Origin of the sequence: Cryobacterium glucosi (assembly GCF_004402235.1) — a bacterium.
GTDB lineage: Bacteria > Actinomycetota > Actinomycetes > Actinomycetales > Microbacteriaceae > Cryobacterium > Cryobacterium glucosi.
The window spans coordinates 337,847-358,949 of record NZ_SOFS01000012.1 but is presented as its reverse complement, the minus strand read 5'-3'; the positions used below and the strand labels follow the sequence as shown (position 1 = coordinate 358,949).

The window sequence follows — 21,103 nt, the reverse complement described above, 5'->3', positions numbered from 1 at the left end:
GATGCTGGATGGGAAGATGACGGTATAGGGAATTCCGGAGGGTGAAGACTTTGAAACACGATGAGCGTCCACTGATTGGCGATGGAGCTATTGGGGCTGCTAGGGAGGCTGTGAAGACGATTGGTGCGGACATGCTTTCAAACATGAAAAGTTGGGAGGAAGTGGAGCATCACCAGGAGGTTAGTCCCGAAACGGTATTCGGTGTGCTGCATCGTGATCCTGCTCGACTGCTCGTGAGGAGTCCGCTGCCGGATCTTGCAGGGGCCCAAGTCAGTGTTGCGAAAGATACCCACGCGGCGATTGCCCACCTCGTCGAACTGACTGAAGCCAATATTGGGCTCGCGCGCCAAGCAGTCGAAGCGTCGGCGGCATCGGATAGATTTTCTCGCCGTATGGCGTGGAGCTTGGCTGGAATTGCTGTGGTCTCACTGCTGGTTGCTGGCGCATCTCTTGTCGTGGCGATCTCGAGGCAACGGCTGCTCCGTTCAGTTGTGCCAATGATGCACGCACTTTGGGGTCAGGGACTTTGCCCGCGGTTTGCCAGCGCTTTGAGCCCGAATCGCCGTTGAGACTGATGGAAATGTTTGCCATAACCCATGTATTTCGCGCCAAAAGCAACTGACTCTTAATCAGTGGGTTCCGGGTCCAAGTCCCGGGGGGTGCACCAAGAAATACAGTTTTATTAGGGGTTCTATGTCCTCGGTGCGGGATTTGACTCCACGTAGAAACCCGCCGCTCACTCGTTACTCACGAGAATTCCAGTTGTGGCGAACGGAAAAGACTCTTTCCAGTTGGCTACGTCGGTATGAAGTGCTAATGCTCGCCGCTCGTTACCTGCTGTCGCGCCGATTGAGTTCTTCCCGGAGGTGCAATCCGAGTAACTCGGCAATGTGTTTTGATCTCGGAGCCAGCCCAGAGAAGCGAGCGTTCAAAATCCTCTCGGACGCTTCCTTTGTTAGATCAGCCCAGTTCATGGGAGGCAGCGACAACGTTCCGAGATGCGATCCAAATTCGTTCAACGTCTGCCTAAGCTCGTCGTTTGTCACGCGCTCGACCAATCGAATGAAACGGATGGTGTTCTCAAACGCGCCTACGTCGATCTCAGACGGAGCAAAAGTGAAGGTTCCGGTCGCGGCCACGCTGCGTTGATCGGCAATCACGCTGAGGACTGCTGAACGGGTCACTTTTCGCAATGACTCCTGCAACTTCAAGAGGTTGGCCAGCTGGAACTCATGGCGTTCTCTCTCTAGGTCCTCCGCACGCTTCCCCTGTCTAGCGGCCTCCTCCCGAGCCATTGCGCGCTCATCGCGTTTTCGCTCATTCAGACCGCCCAAAAAGTAGGCCCCTACGCCTGCAACCGCGGTGATCAGTGTCGGGAGGCTTGCCAAGAGGGTGCTCAGCACAGTCACAATATCCATTCCTCCTTCACCATGTCGAAACTCACACTCAGGCTACCGGCGAACAGACCAACCAGTCCGACAAAGATCCAGTCCTGACTTGTCCCCTAGCCAGCGCTTTTCAGTCTCGTACGCCGAGCCCGTTCCGGTCCACGGGTGGGGAGTAGGCATTGTTGGTAGCGCTAGTCCACGGTTTTGGTAGCAGAGTTCTGCGGAGTCGGTAGCGGTTTGGGACATGGAAATTGGCCAAGTGTTGCCTTGTCACCCAAACTAAAAGATGAGAGTTTTCGGCGATCTCAACGCAGCGTCCTTGACTGGCGACTTGACTCCATGGGCAGCGCGAGCCGCTCGCGAGGTTTCCCTCCGGCGCAAGAGGTACTCGTTGCGGGCCCGCGAACCTTGAGGGCGAAGAAGTCGAGTCCACTTCCGGCCACGGAGTGTGTGGCTGTGCAGCGGCCTGCCGGTGTCTCAACTTTGTTGCATATGAGGTACCTTTCCGGGGATTTCTACCGGGCGGGGTATTCGGGAATCGCGCAGACGGAGTCTATCGGTCGAGTTGAGCGAGGACGGAAGGACCGGCTTGCGGGCGGGAGGGCCGTCTGTCAATGATGGACCGCGTGTCAAGAGCACCCGCAGATTTCAGTCAGCGATGACAGGGATCATGAATCGAGGTCAAAGCCTCGTTCCGTCGTTGCGGTTCCAATCTGGGGGCCACTCTTCGCGCGCGGCGTCGCGCCACCCACCGACGCCTTCCGAAGGCCAGGTGTCGGGCGGCTCGTCGTCCTGAAAATAGAACATGCTGCGTGGCGCTCGACCGCCGACGGCGAGGACCGCACCGCCAGGCGTACGACGCCATGACCGCCATGTCTGGCCGTCTTCAGAGGTCTCCACGATGAAGCCGTGATCGGCCGGGAGGCCGTGCTTTTCGGCATCGACGACCAAATCCGTCAGGTGATCCCAATACCGTCCGCCTTGTCGGTCGTACTGGCCGTTCTGGCATGTCCAGATCCAGTCGAGACGCTTCTTCGTCACCTCAAACTCACGTCGGTCGCGATGGAGTCCGTCGTCGTCTACGCCAGTCGCTCCAGCGCCGTCTGAGAGCTGGCGGAGTCTTTCGGCCTCTTCCGCGTCGCGGCGGTCGAGGTCAGCGCGAAACTGACCCATTTTTATGAGGCCATCCCGAAAGCCGGTTGCCTCCGCAACGGCGTTGTAGCGTCCGGTCAATCGAGTGAGCAGGCTAAGACGCAGACGACTGCCGATCATCACTGCGGTTGTGACTTCTGGCGAAAGTGGCTTCCTGAAGGCACGAAATCGGGCCAGGGTCTTCTCGGTCACGGCAAAACATCCGAACAGGTAGAAGAACGGTAGGAGGGATAGCGGCAGCCAAAATCCGAAGAACAACGACTGAAAGAACTCTGACCAGTCCGGCGCCGTCTGAATTAGCGATGCAGTGGTCCAGGTGAGCAGGAAAGCGCCTAGGAGAAAGACCAAGACATCGGACACCTTCTTCGCAGGCGCGAACTCGGGCTTGGTTGAGGCGAAGGCCTGCACGGTGATGAAGAAGATCGCCGCCAGCTGGTAAACGATCTCCCACCCCAGCGGCAGAGGAGCCGCGTCCAGGTAGACGGTGAGCAGCGCGGCGAGGGCGAGGGTGTCGCGGACGAGCTTGTGAGTGAGTTCACCCCCAGACTTGAAGGAGAGGGAACGGAACGTCATCGGGAAAACCACCGTCGCGGTGATGATCACCGCGTCCTTCAACAGACTCGCGTCCCACAGCCCGATCAGCCACGCGACGGCAGTCGACGTGACAGACATGATCACCACGACGACGTAGAGCAACACGAGGCGTGGGACAAACGCAACCGTCATGACCGCCCGAATCGACGGTGCCATGTGAGCCCGAAACTTTGGCACGGTAAACACAGCGACAACTGCGATGCCGATCAGGATCAGCGATGCGATCTCCCGCGAAGTGAGCACCCTGCCTCCAACTGGTATTCAGAACACACAGGGACAACCTTATGAGGCAACGGGCCGCCACACCGTACTCCCTTAGATGCCCCTTCATTGGGGAACGCTCCTGGGTCGGTCCTTTCGGCGCCAGCCAGATCCGCGCCCTAGCGTCCTAGAGACGAACGGCGCCGAGAACCGCGGCCACTCATGCTGCAAGTAGGATCCTGATCGCTCGGCCAGAATTGCTCAAGAACCGCGTCGATAGCCGTCCGGCTTGCGGGCGCCAGATCATGAGCTGAGCGGTAGGGGTTGAGCGTCGCCGCCGTAGTCTGATTTCGTGATTGTTGATAAGAGCATCGCCTATCTCCGTTCCCGCGGAGTTTCGCTTGGAGACGGGCTGAGCGAACGCGACATTGCGCGGGTTGAGAATCGATTCGGCTTTCGGTTCGGAGGCGATCACCGTGAGTTTCTTTCGAAAGTCCAGCCCCACGGTGAGGGATGGTTCGACTGGCGCAACGAAAACGACGACCTACTCCGGAGCGCCCTCAACTGGCTAACCGATGGCGTGCTGTTCGATGTCGTGAACGACGCGTTCTGGCCGGTGTCCTGGGGGCAGCGCCCCGCGACTACCGAGTTGCGGCGGGTGATCGCCTCGGACCAGATCGCCAAATGGCCGAAGCTTGTTCCCTTGTACGGTCACCGGTATTTGCCGGCTGATCCCATCGGGCCTTCCGCACCAGTGTTCTCGGTGTACCAAACCGACGTGATCATCTACGGCGATGATCTGCTCGACTACGTTCAGCACGAATTCGGTAGCCAGAAGATGTCACCTTCACGGCTCAATGCGCATAGCTTCGAGCCATGGACACTTTTCGCCTTCAACCTGGACATGGAATAGCCGAAGACGAGGTGCGGAAGTCGCGCCGACCGTCCCTTTTGCGGTCACCCGGCCGACCCTGACCCGGATTCGGCACCCCTCGCGTCCGGCAGCGCTCCAGGCGGTGGCGACGTGTATGCGCAGCGGTCGTAACAGAGGCGGAAATCAGCATCTGTTGCCGCATTGCAGCGTCCCTCAACTTCTGCCTTGGCATCTACCCCGTGACTCGCGTTCACGCTGATATTGAAGTCGAGGCAGCCACCTTCCTCGGTTTCAGCGTCTTCTGCGTCAGACTGTCACGCGTGGATGATGAGCAACTGTTGGGGCGAGCCGCCGAGGCGTGGTCGCACGGTCAGCAATCCGACGCGTTGCGCCTATTGAAGGACGCCATCCGTCTTGATCCGTCCCTTGGCTCTGTTCGTCGAGTCCTTGCAGACCGGTACAGAGAGATGGGCAAACCGGACCAAGCCGGCCGATGGGGCATTACTCTCGACGGCTGGACCACGGACGTCGAACGGGACCGCCTGGCACGGCTCTTAGCAGCGTCGGGGATCGACGAATCCCAAGCGGCCCGTTTCCTCGTGCTACCCGACAGCCGAGTACCCGAATCCGTGAAGGAATTATTGCAGGGACCGACGGCCGTCTACCGGAACCGGTTTCGGGCGCAGCTCAGGGAAGAGTATCCGGAAAAGGATCGTTCTCCTCTTTTCGTCTCGACGAGTATTCTCTGGGTCCTATTCGTGATCACGAGTGTCGGCGGCGCCTATGCGATTTCTGGGTTTGCCGTTTTTGGATTAGCGAGCTCCCTCCTGGCCCGGACCATCGTGCTCATCGGTGTCGGTATTCTGGCGATGGCTCTCGCCTCCAGCGCGGCGTTGACGGCGACGATGACGGCGAAGGGTTGGGCCGCCGGATGGGCGCTGGGATCTCTTATCGTCGGTGCCGTCACGGTGTGGACCTCAGCGTCAGGATGGGCGCTGAGATGAGCGCGACTCCGCTCGGGGTCTCGGAGTAAGGGTTAGTCCAGCGGTTTCCTGGGCCGGTTCAGGCAGAATGATCGCATGTCGAGAAACGAGCCTCCGTTGCGCTCGGTGAGCCAGGATTCCGAAGCGCCGGTTCTGCCTCGTACAACACTCGTCGCCTACGGCGAGATTCACTGTCCGTAGGCAGAACCGTTCAGGGTCCTCCTAACGAGCATGATCGCAGTTGCGCAGGGCGCTGTTCTGACTCGTTCGCCGGTTCTGCCACGGCGCTGCTTGGGCGGTGGCCTGCGGCGGTCCGAAGCCGGAGGATGGGGCCCAGACTGGATGAGCAGCAGCGTTCATATGTTGAGTTATGTGGCCGCTTCCCACCCGTCGTATTCTCCACCTTTCACGCGAGACGCGGCCTCCATGAAGAACTTCCGTACTTCAGGCACGGTGATCGGGTTGACCGGAAGGTCCATGCGCGTCGCGATGATGCCCTCGCCCTGACTTACTCGGCGAACCTCCCAGCCATCAACGATGGCCGCGGCTTCGAGGGTAGCGGCTCCGTCGGCGCTATCACAGTAGACGTAGTGGATCCATTCGCGGGGAGACACCAGCCCGCCGACGGTGCCCCCGATGATCCCCAGGAGCTGGTCGTCCTGGGAATGACCGGTGCTTGGGATGAGCGTGGCGCGGCTTCGCCGTATACGCCGGAAGAAGTCCATGGGCCGAAGCATAGCAACGGCCGGGAATCGGGCAGACGTCGGCACGTTCGTGGGTCTCGACCCAGCGATTCATTGGAACTTCAGGCCATCCGGGTGGTGGCCGCTCGAGGATCCCCGCGGGCAATGACGCGGCGTCCTTGGGCCCGCCCCACGATGATGTACCGGATGTCGAAATTGGCGTCATCAAAAGGAAAGCAGCCCACAGACCCAAGCGCTACCGAGTTCCCGGAATTTTGCTACCGCCTGCCCGGACTCGCGCTACCCACAAGCGCTAGTCGCCACACGGGCATTCGTGAGGAAGACGGCGTCAGATTCGAGTAGGAGGGTGCCCTGTGTGCGAAAGCAAGAAACGCACTCTCAAAGGGACTTCGGATTGCTCCACTGGCTTTGGTGCAGCACAACCTTCGGAGTTTGGAATGTCCTCCGAATCAACCGGCCTGCCGACTTGGCGGCCGACGCCGCGAGGACTGAAAGAGGGTCGTTCTCGCAATTCGCGACGTGTTCGACACCGGTGGTCTCGACCACGCAATCAAGAAACGCCTACCTCCTGTGCTTTCCGAGGCAGACGACGTGGAGGTCCCATGCTGGAGGCGGTCCCTGCTTGGGCGCTGGAGGAAGCCAAGAGGTTAGCTTTGAAAGCATATTGCAGCCGCCTGCCAACGATTTGAGCGTCACCACCTACGAGCTTCCTGGCGAGGGCTGGGGTGTCAGGTGGACGTGTGACACGGGCGGGTAAATGGTCTCATTCTTCGAATCGCCGGCGTCCTCATCGTGAGGTCCGCGGACCCACTCCCGCGTAGGACCGTCGCCCGCTCTCCGGCTCGGAGGACGGGGCCGTTCGTCGTTTCTGGGGCTACCGCGAGGTGCGCACGATGGCAGCGGTGATGAAGTCTTCAACGTCGGCTTGGCGGTACCGCACGGCGCGGCCCAGGCGGACATAAGCAGGGCCCTCGTGCCGATAGCGAAGCTGGGAGAGAGCGGCCTCGGAGGTGGCCAGCCAAGCGGCAGTTTGCTTGGCGTTGAGTAGGGGAGTGGGGGTTGGGGAAGGTGTCATACCTATTCCCCTGCGGCGGGAATTCAGCGGGGCAGTCAAAGTCGTCATGCCGCCATGTATGGAGCGCCCCCAAAAGGTGGGACATTCGTTGGTACAAGCGCCACCGGAAGCGCTCATAGGCTGAGCCGTATGGCATCCTTCGCGAAATATTCCACCCAAGCTGGCGACAGGTGGATGGTCCGGTACCGCAAGCCGACCGGGAAGAGTACGGAGAAGCGCGGCTTCAAGACGAAGCGAGACGCGACGACATGGGCTGCGGCCACCCTCATCGACAAGAACTCTGGGAACTTCATCTCGGAGTCAGCTCGGCGCAAGAAAGTGGGGGAGCTCATCACCGAACACCTTGCTCGGACCGCTGCCGTGAAGCCCAGCACGGCCGCTAACCGTGGATTCCATGCGTCGAAGTGGACTATGCCCAAATGGCAGGGCTGGGCGGTCGGGGACATTGGTAACGCTGATGTCCAGGCTTGGGTCCAGGACATGAGTGATGGCGGCGCAGGGAGCGCCACGATTGAGAAAGCCGTCGGGATACTCCGCGGTGCGTTGAGTATCGCCGTGACGGCGCGTCTCGTGCCAGCTAACGCGGCGCGTCAGCTCGCCCTTCCGCGGGCGCGGAAGCGGAAGAACATCTACCTCACACATGGCGATGTATTCGAGCTGGCGGCCGCCGTCCGTCCTGAGTCCAGGAGCCTCGTCCTTTTTTTGGCTTACACCGGGTTGCGCTTCGGCGAGGCAGCCGCCTTGACCATCGGGGATCTGGACTTGCCGCGCAGACGGGTCAACGTTCGAGCTTCGGTAACCGAGGTCCTCGGGGTAATGGAGGGCGGTCCGACCAAGAGCAATCGGGACCGTAGCGTGCCGATGCCAGGCTTCATCGCCGAGCTCGTAAGCTCGCAAGCCGCCGGCCGGCTCAAGTCAGAGCTGGTCTTTGCCGGGAGATCCGGTGGCCCCATCCGGCTGAACAATTGGCGGCCCCGCACCTTCAACGTCGCAGTGGCCACAGTGAACGCGGCACGCGTCGATGCAGCCAACGGGATGCCAGTCGAGCCCTTCCCAAAGGTCACCCCGCATGACCTTCGCCACGCAGCGGCGAGCCTCGCCATTCATGCCGGCGCAAACGTGAAATCTGTACAGCGAATGCTCGGCCATGCGAGCGCCGCCATGACCTTGGACATCTACGCCGACCTGTTTGAGGATGACCTCGACGGCGTGGCGGATGCTCTCGGGAAGGCCGCAGAGGGGTGGGTTGCGTCAGTGTCTCCCGCATCAAAACGCTTGTGAAATGTTTGTGGAAGAAGAAAAGGCCCCTTCCGATTTGATTCGGAAAGGGCTTTTGACCTGATGTTTACCTGGTGGGCGATACCGGACTCGAACCGATGACCTCTTCCGTGTGAAGGAAGCGCGCTACCAACTGCGCCAATCGCCCGCGGCGAGCGAATTTTGTTCGACCGCGACTCTCGATACTAGCCCAGACCGGGCGTCTGTCGTGCACCGACGCGCCACCGCACGCTCAAGTTCCGCTCGGTTTGTATATCCGGAAAAGTACCGGTACAGTCTTCAAAGCACGCAGAAATGCGCGCAGTTGCGGATGTGGCGCAGTGGTAGCGCATCACCTTGCCAAGGTGAGGGTCGCGAGTTCGAATCTCGTCATCCGCTCGAATTGAATCGGCCGAAAGGCCGATTCTCTTTGGTATGAACCCGAATACGGTGGATTGGCCGAGAGGCGAGGCAGCGGCCTGCAAAGCCGTATACACGGGTTCGAATCCCGTATCCACCTCCAGTCTTGGAGAACGAAGTTCTTGAAGCACTAGATTTGGGCGATTGGCGCAGCGGTAGCGCGCTTCCCTGACACGGAAGAGGTCACTGGTTCGATCCCAGTATCGCCCACAGATAAACCCCCGGTTACCCCGGGGGTTTTTTCGTTTAACGTCCACCGGAATGGGGATACCGGTCCGGAGTCTGGTGCAGCACTCTCAAGGGGGAGGTTCGCCATGAATTCGCACACGGTGCCGCACGGCATCCGGTTCGGCCGCCGGGCGACCGACTTCCCGGCCGTCGTCGGCGCTGACGTCACCGACCGCCCGGGCGCCAGCAGGGCCCCCCGTCGCGGGGTGCCGGCAAGCAGGTACCTGCCGCCGCAGGACTGGGACCGCCTGCTCATCGCCGATGCGCAAGGACTGCCCACCCTGTACCTCGCCGCCGACGCCGGTGAATTGTGGCTGACGGAGCCCAGCACCGGCCGGGTCGTCGCGCTCGGCAACAGCCACCTGCGCGGCCTCGGCATCTGGAGCTTCTGGCTGCACAATGTCGACCAGCGCACGATCGTCGCACGGGAGGGACTCCTCCAGCCCGGTTCGGTCGTCGCGCTCGTCCGCGAGCAGGCGCACGGGTCCGGCCCCCGTGGGATCGCCGTCCACGCTGCGACCGGGCGCCCGGTCGGCCACGTCAGCCCGCGGATCGCCGCCGGGCTCTCCCCGCTCCTCGACGGCGGAGCGGGGCTCCTGGCGGTCACCCTCGCATCCGATCCGACTCTCGCCCGTGACCGGCCAGGGCTCGTCAAGGTGATCGCCTGTTCACCGGACGTCATCGGGCATCTCTTCCGCCGGCTGCCGCAGGGGGCACCCGTGCCGTTGCGTGCGCACGACACCGTCCTCGTGGCCTGAGCCTGGCAGCCGCCCGAGCCGCACGGGAATCCCGGTCGCGACCGCGCCGCTAAAGTTGGAGGGGTTCGCACAATACTGAGGAGTACTACACGTGGCTGACGGCTTTGAGCTTTTCACCGACCGGTCTGTTGTCGCAATGCGCGTCAACGGTGAGCTCAAGGATCTCGCCGCAACGCTGACCCAGACGGATGTCGTGGAACCCGTGACGATTTCGTCGCCGGATGGCCTGAACATCCTCCGCCACTCGGCAGCGCACGTGCTCGCCCAGGCGGTGCAGAACGTCAACCCGGCGGCACGCCTGGGGATCGGTCCGCCCGTGACGGACGGCTTCTACTACGACTTCGATGTCGAGGTGCCGTTCACGCCAGAAGACATCAAGGCGCTCGAGAAGGCCATGGACCGCATCATCCGCCAGGGCCAGCGTTTCGTGCGGCGCGTCGTGACCGATGAAGACGCCAGGGCCGAATTCGCCGCGGAACCGTACAAGCTCGAGCTGATCGGGCTGAAGGGCGGCGCCGTCGCGGCCACCGCGGACAACGAATCGGTCGAGGTCGGCGGCGCCGAGCTCACCATCTACGACAACGTCGACCCGAAGACGGGCGAGACGGTCTGGAAAGACCTCTGCCGTGGCCCGCACCTGCCGAACACCCGCATGATCGGCAACGGATACTCGCTGACCAGACTCGCCGCCGCATACTGGCGCGGCTCGGAGAAGAACCCGCAGCTGCAGCGCATCTACGGGACCGCCTGGCCGACCAAGGACGAGCTGCGCGCTTTCCAGGCTCGCCAGGAGGAAGCCGCCAAGCGCGACCACCGCAAGCTAGGCCAGGAACTCGACCTGTTCTCCTTCCCGGAGGAAATCGGTTCCGGACTGGCGGTCTTCCACCCCAAGGGCGGGATCATCCGCGCGGAGATCGAGAACTACATGCGCGAGCAGCTGCTCGCGAACGGCTACGACCTCGTCAACACCCCGCACATCACCAAGGCGCACCTGTTCGAGACCAGCGGGCACCTGCAGTGGTACAAGGACGGCATGTTCCCGCCGATGCACCTCGATGAAGAGGTCGACGCGGAGGGGAACATCACCCGGCAGGGCCAGGACTACTACCTCAAACCGATGAACTGCCCGATGCACAACCTCATCTTCAAGGCGCGGGGCCGCAGCTACCGCGAACTTCCGCTGCGTCTGGCCGAATTCGGAACCGTCTACCGGTACGAGAAGAGCGGAACGCTGTCCGGCCTCACCCGGGTGCGCGGGCTCACCCAGGACGATGCCCACATCTACGTCACCGCGAGCCAGGTGAAGGCGGAAGTCGCCAGCCAGCTCGAGTTCGTCTTCGAGACGCTGCGGGGATACGGGCTCACCGATTTCTACCTCGAACTCTCCACCAAGGACCCGGTGAAGTTCGTCGGCACCGACGAGCAGTGGGACGAGGCAACCGAGACCCTCAGGCAGGTCGCCGTCGAGTCCGGGCTCGAACTGGTCAGCGACCCGGGCGGAGCGGCGTTCTACGGCCCGAAGATCTCCGTGCAGGCCAGAGACGCGATCGGCAGGACCTGGCAGCTCTCCACGGTCCAGCTCGACTTCAACCAGCCGGAACTCTTCGACCTGGAGTACACCGCCTCCGACGGGACCCGCCAGCAGCCGGTGATGATCCACCGTGCCCTACTCGGCTCCATCGAGCGCTTCTTCGCTATCCTCCTCGAGCACTATGCCGGCGCCTTCCCGGTCTGGCTGTCCCCGGTCCAGGTCGTCGGCATCCCCGTCGCCGAAGCGTACGAGGACTATCTCGGTGATGTCATCCGGCAGCTGAAGGCACTCGGGGTGCGCGCCGAACTCGACACCTCGAGCGACCGGATGCCCAAGAAGATCCGCACCCACACCAAGGCGAAGGTGCCGTTCCAGCTGATCGCAGGCGAAGACGACCGGGCGGCCGGATCGGTGAGCTTCCGCTTCAGGGACGGTACCCAGGAGAACGGCATCCCCGTCGTGGATGCGATCGCCCGTATCGTCGACGCGATCGCAACGAAGGCGCAGGTCTGAGATGGACGCCGGAGACGAGACGATCAAATCGTCCAGCGACTTCGCGGCCGTACCGGATGCCTTCCAACGGTTGTGGACGCCGCACCGGATGGTCTACATCCAGGACGGCACGCAGCCGCACGCCGACGCCTGCCCGTTCTGCCTCGCCCCGGCGATGACCGACGAGAAGGCGCTCATCGTCGCCCGCGGCACGCACGCGTACGTGCTCCTCAACCTGTTCCCGTACAACAGCGGCCACCTGCTCGTCTGCCCGTACCGCCACATTGCGACCTATGACAAAGCAACGCCAGAGGAAGTCGCCGAGATCGGTAGTCTGACCCAGGTGGCGATGCGCGTGCTCGCCGTGACCTCCAACTGCGACGGCTTCAACATCGGGATGAACCAGGGCAGGGTCGCCGGAGCGGGCATCGCCGAACACCTGCACCAGCACATCGTTCCGCGCTGGGCCACAGACTCGAACTTCTTCCCGATCATCGCGAAGACCAAGGCCATTCCGCAGCTGCTCGGCGACGTCCGCCGGATGGTCGCGGACGGCTGGCCGCGCGACGAGGACTAGCTCCACCCATCCCTACCATTCCCGCTCCCGCAGCCGCTGCTCGCGGAGTTCCCACCAGACGCAAGGAATAGAATTCACGTTATGACTGAAACAACATCCATCGAGCAGTTTGGTTCGAGCCGCGTCAAGCGCGGACTCGCCGACATGATGAAGGGCGGCGTCATCATGGACGTCGTCACTGCAGCCCAGGCCCGCATTGCCGAAGATGCCGGAGCCGTCGCCGTCATGGCGCTCGAGCGCGTTCCCGCGGACATCCGCTCCCAGGGCGGCGTCGCGCGGATGAGTGACCCGGACCTGATCGACAGCATCATCGCCGAGGTCTCCATCCCCGTGATGGCGAAGGCTCGTATCGGTCACTTCGTCGAGGCGCAGGTCCTGCAGGCGCTCGGCGTCGATTACATCGACGAGTCCGAGGTCCTCAGCCCGGCCGACTATGTGAACCACATCGACAAGTGGAAGTTCGACGTGCCGTTCGTGTGCGGCGCGACCAACCTCGGTGAGGCGCTCCGCCGCATCAACGAGGGTGCCGCGATGATCCGGTCGAAGGGCGAGGCCGGCACCGGCGACGTCTCGGAGGCGACCAAGCACATCCGCACCATCAACGCCGAGATCAAGCGCCTCGCTTCGCTCAGCAAGGACGAGCTCTACGTGGCGGCCAAGGACCTGCAGGCGCCGTACGAGCTCGTCGTCGAGATCGCCGCGACCGGCAAGCTCCCCGTCGTGCTCTTCACCGCGGGCGGCGTGGCCACCCCTGCAGACGCCGCGATGATGATGCAGCTCGGCGCGGACGGCGTCTTCGTCGGCTCCGGAATCTTCAAGTCCGGCAACCCGGAGCAGCGCGCCAACGCGATCGTCAAGGCCGTCACCTTCTTCGACGACGCCAAGATCGTCGCCGAAGTTTCTCGCGGCCTCGGCGAAGCCATGGTCGGCATCAACGTGTCCGACCTCGCGGCACCGCACCGCCTCTCCGAGCGCGGCTGGTAGCTCGAACAGGTGACGGTAGGAGTACTCGCCCTCCAGGGCGACTTCCGCGAGCATGCGCAGGTGTTGCGCACCCTCGGAGCGGACGTCGTCCTGGTGCGCCGACCAGAAGAACTCGCCCGCGTCGACGGGCTCGTGATTCCGGGCGGCGAATCCAGCGTGATGGACAAGCTCGCGCGGGCCTTCGGCCTCGCCGATCCCTTGCGCGCCGCCGTCAGGGCCGGCCTCCCGGTCTACGGGACCTGCGCGGGACTGATCATGCTCGCGGACACCGTCGTCGACGGCATTCGCGGCCAGGAGAGCATCGGCGGCCTCGACATCAGCGTCCGGCGCAATGCCTTCGGCTCCCAGACGCAGTCCTTCGAGACCGATCTGGAGGTACCGGTGCTCGGCGATGCGCCGGTGCACGCGGTGTTCATCCGCGCCCCGGTCGTCGATACCGTCGGTCCGAAGGCAAGGGCCCTCGCGCGGCTCGCCGACGGCCGCTGCGTCGCGGTCGAGCAGGGGCGCCTGCTCGGCACCTCGTTCCACCCGGAGATCACGGGGGAGCACCGCTTCCACGAGTACTTCCTCGGAACGGTCGCGGCCGCCCGCTTCCTCGGCTGATCCGGCCGGGGTTTCCCGCCTGCCGGCTGCGGGACTAGGGTTCTGGCATGAGTCAACGATGATGAGATATGTAGCCCTGCTCAGGGGAATCAATGTCAACGGCATAACCGTGGCCATGAATGATCTCGTGAAGACCTTCGAGGGCCTCGGCTACTCGGACGTCAAGACGGTGGTCGCGAGCGGCAACGTCGTCTTCACAGTCGACGAGGCGGCCGAGGCTTCACCGGACGCGATCAAGAGCCGGATCGAGGCGGCGTTGTCGGAGCGCTTCGATTACGAGGCCTGGATTGTGCTGATCGACGAGGCAGAACTCGCCCGCGAGGTGCGGTCCTACCCGTTCCCGGAACGGGAGGGCTGGCACGCCTACGTCATGTTCGGTTCTGACCCCTCCCACCTCGCGGAGCTCGCCGGCCATGCCAGGGAGCTCGACCAGGCGGACGAGCGGATCGAACTCGGCCACGGCGTCCTCTACTGGGAGGTCCGGCGTGCCGTCGGAATCAAGAGCGCCTTCAGCAAGAAGAGCGCCAAGGTGAAATACCGCGCCACGACGACGACCCGCAACCTGAACACCCTGCAGAAGATCATCACGCTCTGATCCTCCCTGCTTCGTCAGGGCGTCCGCCACGCCTGCCGGACGGCTCCGGCGGGGCGGATCGGGCACCTCGGGTTAGACTGGCCAACAGCGCATTGGTGCGACGAATTCGCTTTTCTGCCACTGGCGGCAGACGGCCGGCACCACAATCAGACAGCCAAGCACGACAACGGGAGATTCATGTCCGGACATTCCAAGTGGGCGACTACCAAGCACCAGAAGGCGGTCACCGACTCACGGAGGGCCAAGGCCTTCGCCAAGCTGATCAAGAACATCGAGGTCGCCGCTCGGATGGGCGGCGCCGACCTGTCGGGTAACCCGACGCTTGTGGATGCGATCCAGAAGGCCAAGAAGACTTCGGTCCCCAACGAGAACATCGACCGTGCGGTCAAGCGCGGAGCCGGCCTCGCCGGCGTCGTCGTCGATTACACCACGATCATGTACGAGGGCTACGCCGCCAACGGCGTCGCCATCATGATCGAGTGTCTCACCGACAACAAGAACCGCGCTGCGGCAGAAGTCCGCACGACGGTCAGCCGCAACGGCGGCAACATGGCCGACCCGGGCAGTGTTGCCTACAACTTCCACCGCAAGGGCATCGTCGTCGTCTCCAAGGCGAACGGCGTGACCGAAGACGACGTTCTCGGCGCGGTCCTCGACGCGGGTGCCGAAGAAGTCGTCGACGAGGGGGAGACCTTCGAGGTCTTCAGCGAGGTCCAGGACCTCGTGGCGACCCGTACGGCACTGCAGGCCGCCGGAATCGACTACGACTCGGCCGATATCGCCTTCGTCCCGCAGCTCACGATCGACGTCGACGCGGAGACCGCCCGCAAGGTGTTCAAGCTCATCGACGCACTCGAGGAACTCGACGACGTGCAGAACATCTACAGCAACTACGCCGTGTCTGCCGCAGTCTCCGCTGAGCTCGAAGCCGAGAACGAGTAGTCAACGGTGGCCGTGCGGGTGCTCGGAATCGACCCCGGGCTCACCCGTTGCGGCGTCGGTGTCGTCGACGTCGCGCCGAACCGCACGGCGACCCTCGTCGACGTCACCGTGTTGCGCAGTTCGCCCGACCTGCCACTCGAGCAGCGCCTGCTGCTGCTGAGCCGAGGACTCGAGGAGATGATGGACCGGCACAAGCCGGCCTTCGTCGCGATCGAGCGCGTCTTCGCCCAGCACAACGTGCGCACGGTGATGGGCACCGCCCAGATCAGCGGGGTCGCCCTCCTGCTCGCCGCCCAGCGCGGCCTCACGGTCACCCTGCATACCCCGAGCGAGGTCAAGGCGGCGATCACCGGCTACGGCTCGGCGGACAAGGCCCAGGTCGGCGCCATGGTCGCCCGCGTGCTCGGCCTCAGCGAGGTCCCGAAACCGGCGGATGCCGCGGACGCACTCGCACTGGCCATCTGCCACGCCTGGCGAACCGGGGCATCAGGAGGCACCCTTCCGACGACGGACGGGCTCGCGGGCGGCGCACTCACGCCGGCACAGGCTGCGTGGCGCGCCGCGGAGCGCGGAGCGGCAGCGTCGGCGGTGCCCCGTAGGCTTAAGCGATGATCTCTTCCGTACGTGGACTCGTCCTCTCCGCCGTTGGCTCGACGGCGGTGCTCGAGGTCGGGGGAGTCGGGCTCGCCGTGCAGGTGACGCCGACGACCGCCCTCGGCCTCCGGCACGGCAGCGAGGCGCGCCTGCTGACAACCCTGCTGGTCAGGGAGGACTCGCTCACCCTCTACGGTTTCGCGACCGCCGACGAGCTGTCCGTCTTCGAACTTCTCATCGGCGTCACAGGGGTCGGCCCGAAGTCCGCGCTCGGCGTACTCGCCGTGCTCACCCCGAACCAGGTGGCCCAGGCCGTCGCAGGTGAAGACGACGCCGTCTTCCGCAAGGTCAGCGGCATCGGGCCGAAGACCGCGAAGCTCATCATCCTGTCCCTGGCCGGCAAGGTCGTGGTTTCGGCCGTCGACGGCGCACCCCGCACCAGGCGTCCTGCCGTGGCAAGCCCCGCAGCGAGCGTCCAGGCCGCCCTGATCGGCCTCGGCTGGTCCGAGCGCGTCGCGGAGGAAGCCGTCAGGGAGACCCTCGCCGAGGCCGCCGAACCCGACCTGATCGGTGTCGCCGCCCTGCTGAGGCTCGTCCTCGCCCGGCTCGGACCGGCGCACCAGGCTTCGGAGGACCGGCAGTGACATCGGACCAGTTCGCGGCGACGCCGGACCCCGGGGTCGAGCTCACGAGCCCACTGCTCGAGGGTGAGGCCGAGCTGGCATTCGAGGGCGCGCTCCGCCCGCGGAGCCTCGCGGAATTCGTCGGCCAGCAGAAGGTGCGCGGCCAGTTGCAGCTCATGCTCACCGCCGCAACGATGCAGAATCGCACACCAGACCACATCCTGCTCGCCGGCCCTCCCGGCCTCGGCAAGACAACGCTCGCCATGATCATCGCCTACGAGGGCAACCGCCCGCTGCGCATGTCGAGCGGTCCGGCCATCCAGCACGCCGGCGACCTGGCAGCGGTGCTGTCCTCCCTCGTGCCAGGCGAAGTGCTCTTCATCGACGAGATCCACCGGATGGCGAGGTCCGCAGAGGAGATGCTCTACCTCGCAATGGAGGACTTCCGCATCGACATCATGGTGGGCAAGGGCGCAGGCGCCACGTCCGTGCCGCTCGACCTCGCCCCGTTCACCCTCGTCGGCGCGACGACACGGTCCGGGATGCTCCCGAACCCGCTTCGCGACCGGTTCGGGTTCACGGCGCACCTCGAGTTCTATGCCAGCCAGGAGCTGGAACAGGTCCTCGCCCGCGCGGCGACCATGCTCGACCTCGACATCGACAGGGAGGCCATCGCGGAGATCGCCGGTCGCTGCAGGGGAACGCCGCGTATCGCGAACCGGCTCTTGCGCAGGGTGCGCGACTACGCCCTCGTCCATGGCGGTGCCGCCGACCTGGCGGCCGTCCACGCGGCCCTCGAGCTCTACGACGTCGACCCGATCGGCCTCGACAGGCTCGACCGCGAGGTCATGAACATCATCCTTACCCGTTTTGGGGGTGGGCCGGTCGGACTGAACACCCTCGCCGTCTCGGTGGGGGAAGAAGCCGAGACCGTCGAGTCGGTCGTTGAGCCGTTCCTGGTACGGATAGGCTTCCTCACGCGCACCCCGCGTGGCCGCGTGGCCACGGCAGCCGCCTGGCGGCACTTCGGGCTCGCCGATCCGAACGACGTCGGCCGCCAACCCGCCCTTCCGCTTGATGACCTATAATTCGATGTGGTTCGCTCCGAGCCGCATGTACGCACACGCTTCGGCCACCGCGCCGCAACTGAAAGGCTTTGCTGCACTATGGATCCGTTGACTCTCGTCATGCTCGCCGTACTGGCGCTGCTGGTGTTCTTTATGTTCCGCAACGGCCGCAAGCGCCAGAAGGAACAGGCGTCGCTGCAGTCGCAGATGGTCGCGGGCGCGAACGTCATGACCAACTTCGGTATGTACGGAACCATTCTGTCGATCGACGAGGAAGCAAACAAGGTCGAGCTCGAGATTGCTCCCGGAACCGTCGTCCAGATGCACCGCCAGGCGATCTCCCGCGTCGTCGAGCCCGCCGTCACCGACGAGTCCGCCGACGAAGCCGATGCCGAACTCGAGTCGTCGACCGACGACGCCCGCGCGGCCCGGCTCAATGAAGACGACGCGATCCTCCTGGGCGAACCAGAGTTCGGTGAGCGCATCGCCGACGAGGCCCCCTCAACCGATTCGACCAAGAGCGACCCCACCAAGGGCGACGCGTAACCAACCCTCGCCCGGCTCGCGTCCTTGTGGCGCCCGCACGCGTATAGAAAGCTGAGTTCCAAGGTGGCAAAGTCGACTCCGGCCAAGAAGGCCTGGCGTTCCCTGACGTGGCTGGGGGTGATCGTCATCGGCCTGGTCGCAGTCAACCTCTTCGGTGTCCTCACCGCCGGAGGGTCCTGGGCGCCCAAGCTGGCCCTGGACCTCGAGGGTGGCACGCAGATCATCCTCGCGCCGAAGCTCGAGTCCGGTCAGTCCGTCTCCCAGGAGCAGCTGAACCAGGCGGTGTCGATCATCCGGCAGCGCATCGACTCCTCCGGTGTCTCCGAGGCGGAGATCAACACGAGCGGCCAGAACATCGTCGTGTCGATCCCGGGAATCCCGGACGACGCAACCATCAACCGGATCGAATCGTCCGCGAAGCTCGAGTTCCGCCCGGTCCTGGTCGCCGTCGCCCCGTCGACGGCAGCTGTCGGCGCCGACGGCACCGCAACGCCGACTCCGGTAGCCACGGTCGACCCGAGCCTGTCGAGCACGCCGACGGCCGTACCGACGAACGGCAGCGATCTCAGCTGGGTGACCCCGGCGCTCCAGGCGCAGTACGACGCCTTCGACTGCTCGACCATCGACACCTCCAACGTCGCACCGGCCGACCAGCCGCTCGTGACCTGTGAGACAGACGGTTCGGTCAAGTACATCCTCGGGCCGGTGGAGGTCAGCGGCGAGAACGTCTCCGACGCCACCAACGGCCAGAAGACGACCCAGTCCGGTGCCACCACCGGCGAGTGGGTCGTCAACATCAAGTTCGACGATCAGGGCACCAAGGACTTCGCGACGGTCAGCACCCGGCTGAGCGGCCTCACCGGCGTGCAGAACCAGTTCGCGATCGTGCTCGACGGCAAGGTCATCTCCGCGCCACGCACCCTCGCCGTGATCACGGACGGCAACGCCCAGATCAGCGGCAGTTTCGATCAGGCATCGTCGAAGGTTCTCGCGGACCAGCTGAAGTTCGGAGCCCTGCCGCTGAGCTTCACCGTGCAGAGCCAGGACACGATCTCGGCGACCCTCGGTTCGACCCAGCTCGTGAGCGGCCTCATCGCCGGCCTGATCGGACTCATCCTGGTCGTCCTGTACTCGCTCCTGCAGTACCGACTGCTCGGTTTCGTCACGGTTGCGTCGCTCGTCGTCGCCGCCGTCATCACCTACCTGCTGATCACGATCCTGTCCTGGCGTGAGGGCTACCGGCTCTCCCTCGCCGGTGTCGCGGGGTTGATCGTCGCCATCGGAATCACGGCGGACTCGTTCATCGTGTACTTCGAACGAGTGCGCGACGAGTTGCGCGACGGCCGCGGGCTGGAATCGGCCGTGGAAGCGGGCTGGAAGCGCGCCATCCGCACGGTCCTCGCCTCCGACGCGGTCAACTTCCTCGCCGCGGGCGTGCTCTTCATCGTCGCCGTCGGAAACGTGAAGGGCTTCGCCCTGACGCTCGGGCTCACGACGATCGTCGACGTCGTCGTCGTTGCGCTCTTCACCCACCCGGTCCTGCAGCTGCTCGCCCAGACCCGCTTCTTCAACGAGGGCCACCGGTTCAGCGGCCTGGACCCGAGGGCTCTCGGAGCCACCTACCGGGGGAGGGCGAAGTTCCGGCCCTCAGACGAGGTCGCCTCCGCCAAGTTGTCGTCCGCGAGCCGTGAGGCCGCGAAGCGCCAGACCATCGCCGAGCGGAAAGCATCAGAACTCGTCGGATCCTCCTCGGATCGGTCGACCGACGGGAAGGATTCCTAATGGCGAGCTTTTCCCAGTTCGGCAACGACCTGCACACCGGCAAGCGCTCCTTCAACATCATCGGGCGTCGCAAGGTCTGGTATTCCCTGGCCGGTATCGCCATCCTGATCGCGCTCGTGGTGCCCCAGCTTCGCGGCGGCTTCGTCTTCGGTATCGAATTCACCGGCGGCTCCGAATTCGTCGTGAGCGACGTCGCGACCCAGGACCAGTCGCTCGCGGTCAAGGCCGTGACGAGCATCGAGCCCTCCGCGGTCCCGAAGGTGTCGAACGTCAGCACCACCGGCATCCGCATTCAGACGGACCAGCTGTCGAGCGACGCGACCCGGCAGATGCGCACAGCACTCGCCGACGCGTACGGCGTGCCCGCCGAGCAGGTCACGGCATCGTTCATCGGCCCGTCGTGGGGTGCTGACATCACCGGTCAGGCACTCAGGGGCCTCGGGATCTTCCTCGTCCTCGCCGCGATCGGCATGGCCCTGTACTTCAGGACCTGGAAGATGTCCCTCGCCGCGATGGTCGCGCTGCTGCACGACCTCATCATCACGGCCGGGTTCTACGGGATCACCGGGTTCGAGATCACCCCGGCCGCGGTGATCGGGTTCCTGACGATTCTCGGTTACTCGCTCTACGACACCGTCGTGGTGTTCGACAAGATCCGAGAGAACACCCGCGAAGACGGACCGGAATCGCGCAGGACCTTCGCAGACTCTGTCAACCTCGCGGTGAACCAGACGCTCGTGCGTTCCATCAACACCTCCGTCGTCGCGATCCTCCCGGTCGGCTCGATCCTCTTCATCGGCGCGTTCGTGCTCGGGGCGGGAACGCTGCGCGACATCTCGCTCGCGCTCCTGATCGGTATCATCGCCGGCGCGTACTCGACCATCTTCATCGCATCTCCGCTGTACGCCCAGCTCCGCACGATGGAACCCGGAGTGCGCAAGCGTGACAAGAAGGCGCTCGCCCTGCGCGCCAAGGCGTCCTCCGCGCCGAAGACGGACGTGCGCGTCACCGTCTAGCCGCACCGGATCACCGCCAATAGCGCCGCTCCCCGGCTAATTCGAGGGGAGCGGCACGGAGCGGTCGAAAAAGGCGCGATAATTGCTGGATGCCCGGGAATGGCCGGGCGCTCGCGA

Annotated in this window: 21 protein-coding genes and 4 tRNA genes; 20 read left to right on the top strand and 5 right to left on the bottom strand. The window is 64.1% G+C overall.

Going from position 1 to position 21,103, the window contains the following annotated elements; genetic code table 11:
• The first annotated feature begins 41 nt into the window (after window positions 1–41).
• Entirely contained in the window at window positions 42–569 is a 528-nt protein-coding gene (locus E3O46_RS04325) for a hypothetical protein (RefSeq protein ID WP_134561166.1), read from the top strand.
• Window positions 570–830: 261 nt separating this feature from the next.
• Here E3O46_RS04325 and E3O46_RS04320 read toward each other — a convergent pair whose 3' ends face one another.
• The gene (locus E3O46_RS04320; protein ID WP_134449432.1) at window positions 831–1,418 is read right to left on the bottom strand and encodes a hypothetical protein; all 588 of its coding nucleotides are present in this window, start codon (window positions 1,416–1,418) and stop codon (window positions 831–833) included.
• A 651-nt stretch (window positions 1,419–2,069) separates the two neighbouring features.
• The gene (locus E3O46_RS04315; RefSeq protein WP_134449433.1) at window positions 2,070–3,377 is read right to left on the bottom strand and encodes a hypothetical protein; all 1,308 of its coding nucleotides are present in this window, start codon (window positions 3,375–3,377) and stop codon (window positions 2,070–2,072) included.
• A 310-nt stretch (window positions 3,378–3,687) separates the two neighbouring features.
• On the opposite strand from E3O46_RS04315, the gene E3O46_RS04310 reads away from it, so the two are divergent.
• Both E3O46_RS04310 and E3O46_RS04305 read left to right on the top strand, forming a co-directional pair.
• Complete coding sequence (locus tag E3O46_RS04310) at window positions 3,688–4,248, top strand: hypothetical protein (RefSeq protein ID WP_134449434.1); 561 nt, start codon at window positions 3,688–3,690, stop codon at window positions 4,246–4,248.
• Between the two features lie 200 nt (window positions 4,249–4,448).
• Window positions 4,449–5,213 (top strand): hypothetical protein, encoded by a 765-nt coding sequence (locus E3O46_RS04305; protein WP_134449435.1) that lies wholly within the window; start codon window positions 4,449–4,451, stop codon window positions 5,211–5,213.
• A gap of 347 nt (window positions 5,214–5,560) precedes the next feature.
• On the opposite strand, the gene E3O46_RS04300 is transcribed toward E3O46_RS04305, so the two are convergent.
• Together E3O46_RS04300 and E3O46_RS04295 are read right to left on the bottom strand one after the other, a co-directional pair.
• Window positions 5,561–5,917, bottom strand: coding sequence for a hypothetical protein (locus E3O46_RS04300; protein ID WP_134449436.1), 357 nt, complete (start codon window positions 5,915–5,917; stop codon window positions 5,561–5,563).
• An 853-nt stretch (window positions 5,918–6,770) separates the two neighbouring features.
• The gene (locus E3O46_RS04295; RefSeq protein ID WP_134449437.1) at window positions 6,771–6,971 is read right to left on the bottom strand and encodes a helix-turn-helix transcriptional regulator; all 201 of its coding nucleotides are present in this window, start codon (window positions 6,969–6,971) and stop codon (window positions 6,771–6,773) included.
• A gap of 129 nt (window positions 6,972–7,100) precedes the next feature.
• On the opposite strand from E3O46_RS04295, the gene E3O46_RS04290 reads away from it, so the two are divergent.
• The gene (locus E3O46_RS04290; RefSeq protein ID WP_166787381.1) at window positions 7,101–8,252 is read left to right on the top strand and encodes a site-specific integrase; all 1,152 of its coding nucleotides are present in this window, start codon (window positions 7,101–7,103) and stop codon (window positions 8,250–8,252) included.
• 69 nt (window positions 8,253–8,321) lie between these two features.
• Here E3O46_RS04290 and E3O46_RS04285 read toward each other — a convergent pair.
• Window positions 8,322–8,397 (bottom strand) — tRNA-Val (locus E3O46_RS04285).
• A gap of 158 nt (window positions 8,398–8,555) precedes the next feature.
• On the opposite strand from E3O46_RS04285, the gene E3O46_RS04280 reads away from it, so the two are divergent.
• From E3O46_RS04280 to secF, 16 genes are all read left to right on the top strand, one after another.
• Window positions 8,556–8,627: transfer RNA gene (locus E3O46_RS04280), tRNA-Gly, on the top strand.
• Window positions 8,628–8,677: 50 nt separating this feature from the next.
• Window positions 8,678–8,751, top strand: a tRNA-Cys gene (locus E3O46_RS04275).
• Between the two features lie 35 nt (window positions 8,752–8,786).
• Window positions 8,787–8,858, top strand: a tRNA-Val gene (locus E3O46_RS04270).
• 104 nt (window positions 8,859–8,962) lie between these two features.
• A complete protein-coding gene (locus tag E3O46_RS04265; protein WP_134449439.1) occupies window positions 8,963–9,634 on the top strand; it encodes a hypothetical protein in 672 nt (223 codons plus the stop codon).
• Between the two features lie 91 nt (window positions 9,635–9,725).
• A complete protein-coding gene (thrS, locus tag E3O46_RS04260) occupies window positions 9,726–11,678 on the top strand; it encodes a threonine--tRNA ligase (RefSeq protein ID WP_134561165.1) in 1,953 nt (650 codons plus the stop codon).
• Window position 11,679: 1 nt separating this feature from the next.
• The gene (locus E3O46_RS04255; protein WP_174775113.1) at window positions 11,680–12,234 is read left to right on the top strand and encodes an HIT family protein; all 555 of its coding nucleotides are present in this window, start codon (window positions 11,680–11,682) and stop codon (window positions 12,232–12,234) included.
• 81 nt (window positions 12,235–12,315) lie between these two features.
• A complete protein-coding gene (pdxS, locus tag E3O46_RS04250; protein WP_134449442.1) occupies window positions 12,316–13,218 on the top strand; it encodes a pyridoxal 5'-phosphate synthase lyase subunit PdxS in 903 nt (300 codons plus the stop codon).
• A 9-nt stretch (window positions 13,219–13,227) separates the two neighbouring features.
• Window positions 13,228–13,821: a pyridoxal 5'-phosphate synthase glutaminase subunit PdxT gene (pdxT, locus tag E3O46_RS04245; protein ID WP_134449443.1), complete on the top strand. Its 594-nt coding sequence runs from the start codon at window positions 13,228–13,230 to the stop codon at window positions 13,819–13,821.
• A gap of 58 nt (window positions 13,822–13,879) precedes the next feature.
• Entirely contained in the window at window positions 13,880–14,416 is a 537-nt protein-coding gene (locus tag E3O46_RS04240) for a DUF1697 domain-containing protein (RefSeq protein ID WP_134559863.1), read from the top strand.
• A 177-nt stretch (window positions 14,417–14,593) separates the two neighbouring features.
• Complete coding sequence (locus tag E3O46_RS04235) at window positions 14,594–15,358, top strand: YebC/PmpR family DNA-binding transcriptional regulator (RefSeq protein ID WP_134561163.1); 765 nt, start codon at window positions 14,594–14,596, stop codon at window positions 15,356–15,358.
• 12 nt (window positions 15,359–15,370) lie between these two features.
• Entirely contained in the window at window positions 15,371–15,970 is a 600-nt protein-coding gene (gene ruvC, locus E3O46_RS04230; RefSeq protein WP_174774634.1) for a crossover junction endodeoxyribonuclease RuvC, read from the top strand.
• Window positions 15,967–16,596, top strand: a complete 630-nt coding sequence (gene ruvA / locus E3O46_RS04225) for a Holliday junction branch migration protein RuvA (RefSeq protein WP_134561162.1) — start codon at window positions 15,967–15,969, stop codon at window positions 16,594–16,596. Before ruvC ends, ruvA begins: the two co-directional genes overlap by 4 nt.
• A 53-nt stretch (window positions 16,597–16,649) precedes the next feature.
• The gene (gene ruvB / locus E3O46_RS04220) at window positions 16,650–17,663 is read left to right on the top strand and encodes a Holliday junction branch migration DNA helicase RuvB (RefSeq protein WP_174774635.1); all 1,014 of its coding nucleotides are present in this window, start codon (window positions 16,650–16,652) and stop codon (window positions 17,661–17,663) included.
• A 78-nt stretch (window positions 17,664–17,741) separates the two neighbouring features.
• Window positions 17,742–18,188 carry a preprotein translocase subunit YajC gene (yajC, locus tag E3O46_RS04215; RefSeq protein WP_134449449.1) on the top strand — a complete coding sequence of 149 codons (447 nt, stop codon included), beginning with the start codon at window positions 17,742–17,744 and terminating at the stop codon, window positions 18,186–18,188.
• 63 nt (window positions 18,189–18,251) lie between these two features.
• Window positions 18,252–19,970, top strand: coding sequence for a protein translocase subunit SecD (gene secD, locus E3O46_RS04210; protein ID WP_134561161.1), 1,719 nt, complete (start codon window positions 18,252–18,254; stop codon window positions 19,968–19,970).
• Window positions 19,970–20,986 (top strand): protein translocase subunit SecF, encoded by a 1,017-nt coding sequence (gene secF, locus E3O46_RS04205; RefSeq protein WP_134449451.1) that lies wholly within the window; start codon window positions 19,970–19,972, stop codon window positions 20,984–20,986. Before secD ends, secF begins: the two co-directional genes overlap by 1 nt.
• Window positions 20,987–21,103: the final 117 nt, after the last annotated feature.

Excerpts from the sequence above, each read along its gene's own strand:
- E3O46_RS04295 (WP_134449437.1), bottom strand. The coding sequence starts at position 6,971 with ATGACACCTTCCCCAACCCCCACTCCCCTACTCAACGCCAAGCAAACT.
- E3O46_RS04235 (WP_134561163.1), top strand. The coding sequence starts at position 14,594 with ATGTCCGGACATTCCAAGTGGGCGACTACCAAGCACCAGAAGGCGGTC.
- E3O46_RS04290 (WP_166787381.1), top strand. The coding sequence starts at position 7,101 with ATGGCATCCTTCGCGAAATATTCCACCCAAGCTGGCGACAGGTGGATG.
- E3O46_RS04320 (WP_134449432.1), bottom strand. The coding sequence starts at position 1,418 with ATGGATATTGTGACTGTGCTGAGCACCCTCTTGGCAAGCCTCCCGACA.
- yajC (WP_134449449.1), top strand. The coding sequence starts at position 17,742 with ATGGATCCGTTGACTCTCGTCATGCTCGCCGTACTGGCGCTGCTGGTG.
- E3O46_RS04240 (WP_134559863.1), top strand. The coding sequence starts at position 13,880 with ATGATGAGATATGTAGCCCTGCTCAGGGGAATCAATGTCAACGGCATA.
- E3O46_RS04300 (WP_134449436.1), bottom strand. The coding sequence starts at position 5,917 with ATGGACTTCTTCCGGCGTATACGGCGAAGCCGCGCCACGCTCATCCCA.
- pdxS (WP_134449442.1), top strand. The coding sequence starts at position 12,316 with ATGACTGAAACAACATCCATCGAGCAGTTTGGTTCGAGCCGCGTCAAG.
- ruvA (WP_134561162.1), top strand. The coding sequence starts at position 15,967 with ATGATCTCTTCCGTACGTGGACTCGTCCTCTCCGCCGTTGGCTCGACG.
- secF (WP_134449451.1), top strand. The coding sequence starts at position 19,970 with ATGGCGAGCTTTTCCCAGTTCGGCAACGACCTGCACACCGGCAAGCGC.
- E3O46_RS04265 (WP_134449439.1), top strand. The coding sequence starts at position 8,963 with ATGAATTCGCACACGGTGCCGCACGGCATCCGGTTCGGCCGCCGGGCG.
- E3O46_RS04255 (WP_174775113.1), top strand. The coding sequence starts at position 11,680 with ATGGACGCCGGAGACGAGACGATCAAATCGTCCAGCGACTTCGCGGCC.